At 40.4% G+C, this 7,971-nt stretch carries 9 protein-coding genes; 4 read left to right on the top strand and 5 right to left on the bottom strand.

Annotation, left to right across the window (positions count from 1 at the left end):
- Positions 1–594, top strand: a 594-nt coding sequence (locus tag D8847_RS10645) for a hypothetical protein (RefSeq protein ID WP_185757936.1), incomplete at its 5' end; no start/stop codon positions are given.
- Between the two features lie 127 nt (positions 595–721).
- On the opposite strand, the gene D8847_RS07220 is transcribed toward D8847_RS10645, so the two are convergent.
- Genes D8847_RS07220 through D8847_RS07210 form a run of 3 tightly spaced genes read right to left on the bottom strand, consistent with a single transcriptional unit; the run spans position 722 to position 3,537 of the window.
- Entirely contained in the window at positions 722–1,966 is a 1,245-nt protein-coding gene (locus tag D8847_RS07220; protein ID WP_125841122.1) for an NAD(P)H-dependent oxidoreductase, read from the bottom strand.
- 17 nt (positions 1,967–1,983) lie between these two features.
- Positions 1,984–2,589, bottom strand: a complete 606-nt coding sequence (locus tag D8847_RS07215) for an NADPH-dependent FMN reductase (protein ID WP_000915933.1) — start codon at positions 2,587–2,589, stop codon at positions 1,984–1,986.
- A gap of 18 nt (positions 2,590–2,607) precedes the next feature.
- Positions 2,608–3,537 (bottom strand): FAD:protein FMN transferase, encoded by a 930-nt coding sequence (locus D8847_RS07210; RefSeq protein WP_125841121.1) that lies wholly within the window; start codon positions 3,535–3,537, stop codon positions 2,608–2,610.
- A 307-nt stretch (positions 3,538–3,844) separates the two neighbouring features.
- Between D8847_RS07210 and nox the strand changes: the two genes are divergently transcribed.
- From nox to pdxT, 3 genes are all read left to right on the top strand, one after another.
- Positions 3,845–5,224 carry a H2O-forming NADH oxidase gene (gene nox, locus D8847_RS07205; RefSeq protein ID WP_000036768.1) on the top strand — a complete coding sequence of 460 codons (1,380 nt, stop codon included), beginning with the start codon at positions 3,845–3,847 and terminating at the stop codon, positions 5,222–5,224.
- Positions 5,225–5,375: 151 nt separating this feature from the next.
- Positions 5,376–6,251, top strand: coding sequence for a pyridoxal 5'-phosphate synthase lyase subunit PdxS (gene pdxS, locus D8847_RS07200; protein WP_000138534.1), 876 nt, complete (start codon positions 5,376–5,378; stop codon positions 6,249–6,251).
- Entirely contained in the window at positions 6,252–6,833 is a 582-nt protein-coding gene (gene pdxT, locus D8847_RS07195; RefSeq protein ID WP_125841120.1) for a pyridoxal 5'-phosphate synthase glutaminase subunit PdxT, read from the top strand.
- A 19-nt stretch (positions 6,834–6,852) separates the two neighbouring features.
- Here the strand turns inward: pdxT and trhA are convergent, their stop codons facing one another.
- Together trhA and D8847_RS07185 are read right to left on the bottom strand one after the other, a co-directional pair.
- Positions 6,853–7,500, bottom strand: coding sequence for a PAQR family membrane homeostasis protein TrhA (trhA, locus tag D8847_RS07190; RefSeq protein ID WP_001097972.1), 648 nt, complete (start codon positions 7,498–7,500; stop codon positions 6,853–6,855).
- Positions 7,497–7,943: a DUF1836 domain-containing protein gene (locus D8847_RS07185; RefSeq protein WP_125841119.1), complete on the bottom strand. Its 447-nt coding sequence runs from the start codon at positions 7,941–7,943 to the stop codon at positions 7,497–7,499. Before D8847_RS07185 ends, trhA begins: the two co-directional genes overlap by 4 nt.
- Positions 7,944–7,971: the final 28 nt, after the last annotated feature.

The following is a 7,971-nucleotide window of genomic DNA, read 5'->3' as shown; positions in this document are numbered from 1 at the left end:
AATAAGGAGTTAAAAGAGTTAGGTTATTATTATTTGCCGGAATATTATAAAGAAATAGTTCAAGAGAGACCAGAAAAAGGACCGTTTATTATAGATATCTCAGAATTACAGAATAATAATGCTGAAGAAATTGCTAAAAAAATCTGTAATTTAGAAATTTATCCTTTTTCATGCTCTCAACCAGCTTTAGGTAAAGATGGTATTGGTGAAAAGATTCTTCTCAATTCAGACTTATCTAGGTTAGGTGCTTATATTATTTTAAGAAGAATTTATCAATATGTAACTGATAATGAAACCCAGATACCAATTTTTGTTTTTCGAAAGTATGATAGAGCATGGAAGAAATTGTTTAACAAAATATTTTCGGAAGCGGAAGAGAAGAGTGAAAATTTTAAAGCCGATGATTTTTTGAACAAATTGGAGGAGAATTTCTTTTATTGTCAGCCAGCCATTGCAGGTGGAGGAATTACGTCTGGTAATGTAATCGCTGTTCATGAGTTTAGAAGAGTTGATAGGAAGAAAGATAAAAAGAAATATGAAAAAATGAAAAAGGAAGCTTTTTACAAAGTAAAAAAACATTTTATAAATCCATAAATGCAGAAAAAAAGAATCACTAAGTTTCAAACTACATTCATTAAACAAAAGGGCTCTGTAGATTTGCTACGAAGTCCCTTTGTTTTGCAATAAAAAAGAAGGAGCCAAATGGCTCCTTTTTGGTTTCTTAGTTGCTTGCACCAGAAGTAGCGTCTGCGCCACCACCGTGGCCTCCAGCATCACCTGAATCAGAAGCGCCAGAAGTGGCATCGGCATCTCCATGACCTCCAGCAGCAGGAGCAAAAGGTCCGCTACCACCAACCAAACGTTGACCCGTTTCTTTTAGGTACCAGTCAAGCCATGGTTGGAAGTTAAAGACAATTTCATTGATTCCAGCGTATGATCCATCAGGATAATACATCGCTTGGTAGTTATGAGTGTTGATGACACCAGCAGGAGAACCTGGAACAATCGTACGGACGTATTCTTGGTTTCCATTGCGAAGTGTTCCGATAACCCACTCTACATTCTTCATACGTGCTGGTGGAAGAGAATTGTGAACAGTCGACATACGGTTACCTGATTGAGGTGGTACACGCTTGGCAAACATGGTGTCTGGATCTTGGTGAGCGTTGTTGTAGTAGAGGAATTGGTTGTTGTTATCAGCGTATGTCAATTCAAATGGCATAGCTTTCAAGAACATATCGATTTGGTTAACTGTAAGGATACCATGGTCCAATTTGACATAGGTATCACCTGAAACAGCACCAGTGATTGCTGCAACTTTTTCTACCCATTCTGGATCGTCAGGATCAACTTCTGTGATGGTTGTAGCAATTGGTTTTCCACAATCCAAGTCTTCTGGTTCGATTGGTTTTGGTTTTTTCAATTTCGAAACGACTCCTACGTATTTTACAAAGTTATCTAAGCAAGTTTCAAGGAATTTAACAGTTCCTTCATTGGTGATGTTTCCATTGTTATCAAAAGCTTCTTTGGCTTTACCAAGAAGGAATTCATTACCTGGAAGTGTGTAGGCATTGACACCAGGAGCGTCAAGAATCTTACGAAGGTGAACTTGGGCACGTGATGTTCCTTGGTCGTAGTATGATGCTCCCACAATCATAACAGGTTTGTTTTCAAATGGATGAACTTCGTATGAAAGCCATTCAAGTACAGATTTGAGTGAAGCTGAGATAGTGTGGTTGTGCTCAGGAGTTGCGATAATGACACCATCAGCACGTGTAATCTTGTTGTACAAAAATCGCAATTGGAAACTTTCGTCCCATTTTTCGTCTTGGTTAAACATTGGAACTTCGTCGATTTCAAGAACTTCTAATTCAAATTTGAATTTGAAATTGCGACGGATAAATTCCAAGAGTTTGCGGTTATATGATTGATCGTAGTTTGATCCAACAAGTCCAACAAATTTCATTCTTTCGGTCTCCTATCTTACAAATTTTCCCAGTCAAATTCTTCAGCATCTTTGCGAAGCAATTCTTGTGCATTGCGCAATTTTTCAGTAATTTTCACGAAGATACGGAAGTCATCAAAGATGGCATCCAATTTCTTGATGACATCAAGGTCAACTAAGTCGCCGCTTGGGTTAAATGCTTGAAGAGAGTGTGAGAGCAAGAATTCATCTGGAAGAACATTTGCCTTGATTTCAGGAGCATTCAAGATTTGACGAAGTTGCAATTGGGCACGAGATGAACCAAGTGTGCCGTATGAAGCACCAGTAATCATGATTGGTTTGTTCAAAAGTGGGTAGATACCGTAAGATAGCCAAGCAAGAGCGCTCATCAAAACTGCAGGGATAGAGTGATCGTACTCAGGAGTACCGATAATCACACCGTCAGAGGCTTCAATTTTAGCTGCAATCTCAAGAATTTCAGCTGGAAGTTGCTTATCTGCTGGTTTGTTGAAAACAGGGATATCCTTGATTTCAACGAGTTCAATTTCAGCTTTATCCGCAAAGTGTTTTTGCATGTATTGGAGCAATTGGCGGTTTGTAGAACGTTTAGAGTTCGTTCCAACAATGGCAATAAGTTTTAGCATGAGATTTCCTTTCTCTTTTTACATAATACAATTTTGAAGGCCTGAAGAACATGCAAGGCGTCCCTCTTTGTCGATGAGGATGGCTTCAATGCCATCTATACTTTCGACTTGCCAGAGGATAGAAGCGCTTCGTTCTCCAAAAAGGCGGGTTGTCCAAATCTCACCATCAACGGATTTATCTGAGATAATCGTTAGGCTAGCGAGGTCTGTTTCGACAGGAAATCCTGTTTCACTATCAAAGATATGGTGATAGTCTTTTCCATCTACTGTCAGGTGGCGTTCATAGATACCTGAAGTGACAACGGATTTGTTAGAAGCAGGGATAGTTAGGAGATGATTGCCACGAGGATTTCGCGGATCTTGAATCCCAATCTGCCAGGCTTTCCCTTCTTTGGCTTGATTGTTCCCGATGGTGAGGATATTTCCTCCGAGATTGATCAGGGCAGAGGTGACACCGTGTTCTTTCAAATACTGGGCAACCTTATCTGCACTATAGCCCTTGGCTAAACAACCTAAATCAAGCTTCATTCCTTTCTTCTCTAAAAAGACAGTAGAGTTAGTCGGATCTAACTTGATAAAATGCGGGTTAACTAGAGGCAAGACGGCTTCGATTTCGTTTAACTCTGGAAGTCGTGCATCTGCAAATCCGATTCGCCAGGTTTGAATCAAGGGACCGATACTGATATTTAGATGGCTAGAGGGAGCTAGGCTGTGCTCTAGTCCAAGAGCAATCAGTTCAAATAGGTCAGGATGAACCTTAACAGGTGCGATTCCAGCCTTGTAGTTGATTTCCATCAGTTCGGATTCTTGACTATTGGCGTTGAAGCGGTATTCGAGCTCCTTGAGCAAGTCAAAAGCGCCCTGAAGCAGGATTTCTGCCCGCTCATCTACTAATGAAATCGTGATAGTTGTTCCCATTAGCCGTTCAGAACGTGAATGAAGAGACAAGCTACCAGCTCCTTTCTTTTCATAGGAAATCATTCAATATAAGTTGGTTAAAGAAAAATTAAACCCCTTACATTTTCTTTCCATGTAACTAGCATACCATAAAGTCAGCGTTTTCACAAATGGATTTTGACAAAAAGTCAAGAAATATGCTCAAAACTAATATGAAAGCGATAGAAAAATTGGATTTATCAATGTTAAGTGTATTTTTTTCTGAAAAAAAGAGAATTCTGAGCAAATGTCTTGTAAACGCTAACAGTAAATGATATACTAGAAAAGTAAATCAAAAATTAAAGGTAGGAATTTTTCTATGAGTAAAATTGTTGTAGTTGGTGCTAACCACGCTGGTACAGCTTGTATTAATACGATGTTGGATAACTTTGGTCATGAGAACGAAATCGTAGTATTTGACCAAAACTCAAATATTTCATTCCTTGGTTGTGGAATGGCGCTTTGGATCGGGAAACAAATTGATGGCCCAGAAGGTCTCTTCTACTCTGATAAAGAAAAATTGGAAGCAAAAGGTGCTAAAATTTACATGAACTCACCAGTTCTTTCAATTGACTACGATAATAAAGTTGTGACTGCAGAAGTTGAAGGTAAAGAACACAAAGAGTCTTATGATAAATTGATCTTTGCGACAGGTTCAACTCCTATTTTGCCTCCAATCGAAGGTGTAGAAATCGTTAAAGGTAACCGCGAATTCAAAGCAACACTTGAAAATGTTCAATTTGTTAAGTTGTACCAAAATGCAGAAGAAGTTATCGAAAAACTTGCTGACAAGAGCAAACACCTTGAGCGTATTGCCGTTGTTGGTGGTGGTTACATCGGTGTTGAGCTGGCTGAAGCTTTCGAACGTCTTGGAAAAGAAGTGGTGCTTGTTGATATCGTAGACACTGTTTTGAACGGCTACTATGACAAAGACTTTACCCAAATGATGGCGAAGAACTTGGAAGACCACAACATCCGCTTGGCGCTTGGTCAAACAGTTAAAGCCATCCAAGGTGATGGAAAAGTTGAACGCTTGGTAACAGACAAAGAAACATTTGATGTAGATATGGTAGTTCTTGCTGTTGGTTTCCGTCCAAACACAGCTCTTGCTGACGGTAAGATTGAACTTTTCCGTAACGGTGCCTTCCTTGTAGATAAGAAACAAGAAACATCTATCCCAGGTGTATACGCTGTTGGTGACTGTGCAACTGTTTATGACAATGCACGTAAAGATACAAGCTACATCGCTCTTGCATCTAACGCTGTACGTACTGGTATCGTTGGTGCTTACAACGCTTGTGGACATGAATTGGAAGGAATCGGTGTGCAAGGATCAAACGGTATTTCTATCTACGGTCTTCACATGGTTTCGACTGGTTTGACTCTTGAAAAAGCCAAAGCTGCAGGCTATAATGCAACTGAAACTGGCTTTAACGATCTTCAAAAACCAGAATTTATGAAGCATGACAACCACGAAGTTGCCATCAAGATTGTTTTTGACAAAGACAGCCGTGAAATTCTTGGTGCACAAATGGTTTCACATGATGCCGCTATCAGTATGGGAATTCATATGTTCTCACTTGCTATCCAAGAACATGTGACAATTGACAAGTTGGCTTTGACAGACCTATTCTTCTTGCCACACTTTAACAAACCTTACAACTACATCACAATGGCTGCACTTACAGCTGAAAAATAAAAATTGATGAACTATCTGGCCTTAACTGAAGGTCAGATAGTTTTTTCTTGTTTCTGTCCCCAGACAGTTGTTGTTTTTCTATCTTGTACTTCATTCTAATCTGACTTAAAATGAAATGGTAGCTACCAATACAAATGATGAGGATTAAGAAATGACTGAAAATCGTTATGAACTAAATAAAAACTTGGCACAGATGCTCAAAGGTGGGGTTATCATGGACGTTCAGAACCCTGAACAGGCTCGTATCGCAGAAGCTGCTGGTGCGGCAGCTGTTATGGCCTTGGAGCGGATTCCAGCTGATATTCGTGCAGTTGGTGGGGTTTCCCGTATGAGTGATCCAAAGATGATTAAGGAAATCCAAGAAGCGGTGAGCATTCCAGTGATGGCCAAAGTTAGAATTGGACACTTTGTAGAAGCTCAGATTTTAGAGGCTATTGAGATCGACTATATCGATGAGAGTGAAGTGCTGTCTCCAGCTGACGACCGTTTCCATGTGGATAAGAAGGAATTCCAAGTTCCTTTTGTCTGTGGGGCTAAGGACTTAGGAGAAGCCTTACGTCGTATCGCTGAAGGAGCATCCATGATTCGTACCAAAGGAGAACCGGGTACAGGAGACATTGTTCAAGCCGTTCGCCATATGCGTATGATGAATCAGGAAATTCGCCGTATTCAAAATCTCCGTGAGGATGAACTTTATGTGGCTGCCAAGGACTTGCAAGTCCCTGTTGAATTGGTCCAATACGTCCATGAACATGGAAAATTACCAGTTGTAAACTTCGCAGCTGGAGGTGTGGCAACGCCAGCAGATGCTGCGCTGATGATGCAATTGGGGGCAGAGGGCGTCTTTGTCGGTTCAGGTATTTTCAAGTCAGGCGATCCTGTTAAACGAGCAAGTGCCATTGTTAAAGCTGTAACCAATTATCAAAATCCTCAAATTCTAGCTCAAATCTCTGAAGATCTAGGGGAAGCCATGGTTGGTATCAATGAGAATGAAATCCAAATTCTTATGGCAGAGCGAGGAAAATAGATGAAAATCGGAATATTGGCCTTGCAAGGCGCCTTTGCAGAGCATGCAAAAGTGTTAGATAAATTAGGAGTCACTAGTGTTGAAATCAGAAATCTAGAGGATTTTCAGCAACATCAGAGTGACTTGTCCGGCTTGATATTACCTGGCGGTGAGTCTACAACCATGGGCAAGCTCTTGCGTGACCAGCAAATGTTGCTTCCTCTAAGAGAAGCTATTCTCAATGGCTTACCAGTCTTTGGAACTTGTGCGGGTTTGATTTTGCTGGCTAAGGAAATCACTTCTCAGGAAGAAAGTCATCTAGCGACTATGGACATAGTAGTTGAGCGCAATGCCTATGGGCGCCAACTAGGAAGTTTCTATACAGAGGCAGAATGTAAGGGAGTTGGCAAGATTCCCATGACCTTTATCCGTGGTCCGATTATCAGCAGTGTTGGAGAGGGTGTAGAAGTTTTAGCAACAGTTGATGATCAAATCGTTGCTGCGCAAGAAAAAAATATGCTGGTAACCTCTTTTCATCCTGAGTTAACAGATGCTGCTCGCTTGCACCAGTATTTTATCAATATGTGTAAAGAAAAAAGTTGAGAAAAGATTCTCAACTTTTTTACATGTAATAAACAATCGCGATATATTGAAGTGCAGATGCTGCTAGGATAAAGAGATGCCAAATCATGTGGAAATAAGGTTTTTTCTTAGCGTAAAATCCAGCTCCAACTGTATAACAGAGTCCGCCAGTTACCATGAGACTCCAGAAAATTGGCGTTGTTTGACTGATAATGGCAGGAATGATAGCCAGAACCAACCAGCCCATGATCAGGTAAAGAGCAAGGCTGAATTTCTCATTGACCTTTTTAGCAAAGATTTTATAGAGGATGCCAAAGATGGTCGTTCCCCACTGAATGGCAATGATCAGATAGCCAAACCAGTTATTCATCAAAGTCAATACGACCGGCGTATAAGAGCCTGCGATAGCCACATAAATCATAGAATGGTCGATGATTCTCAAGACGTATTTGTGGGTCGAACCATAGGCCATAGAGTGGTAAATGGTTGACGAGAGGAACATGAGAAATAGACTGATAACAAAGATAGAAACGCCAAAGGATGATAAAAATCCGTGTGCTTCATAACTATAGGTGGATGAAATGGGGAGTAAGATGAGCATGATAACGGCACCCACAGCATGGGTTACGCTATTAGCAATCTCCTCTCCAAAACTGAGTTTTTTACTGAGTTTTAGACTGGTATTCATTGGATTTCCTCCTCTTCTTTGATAAGGATTAAGTCTAGAGTTTGATGATAGAGTTTAACCGTTTGACAGCTGGTTTGGATAATAGGATTTCCTGGATCAATCCCATGGTTCATATAGTCCACAAAAGCATCGTAGAGCTGGTCTGAACTTGCCTGACTTTGTAGAGTATTGAGTGTGTGAGCGATTTCTTGGATTGAAAAGACAGACTTGAGAGTGGTAATGGCAATCAAACGGGCAATCTGTTTTCGTTGGTATTTCTTCTTGTCTGGCTTTGTCAGGTAACCATGTTTGACATAATTATTGACCATGGATGCTGTTAGTCCCTTGTCCTTATCTGGAGAGATAGGGGCACAGACTTGATTGACATAGAGTAAAACCTGATCCAGATAGAGGTCAATGTTTGGAATGTCTTCCCATTTTGGGTAGGAAAAGTTAGAATTCATTTCCAACTCCTTTNTATCTAGTTTTGAT

This window comes from Streptococcus mitis (assembly GCF_003942795.1).
In the GTDB taxonomy this organism is placed as follows: domain Bacteria; phylum Bacillota; class Bacilli; order Lactobacillales; family Streptococcaceae; genus Streptococcus; species Streptococcus mitis_BJ.
This window is presented reverse-complemented; position numbering and strand designations above follow the sequence as displayed.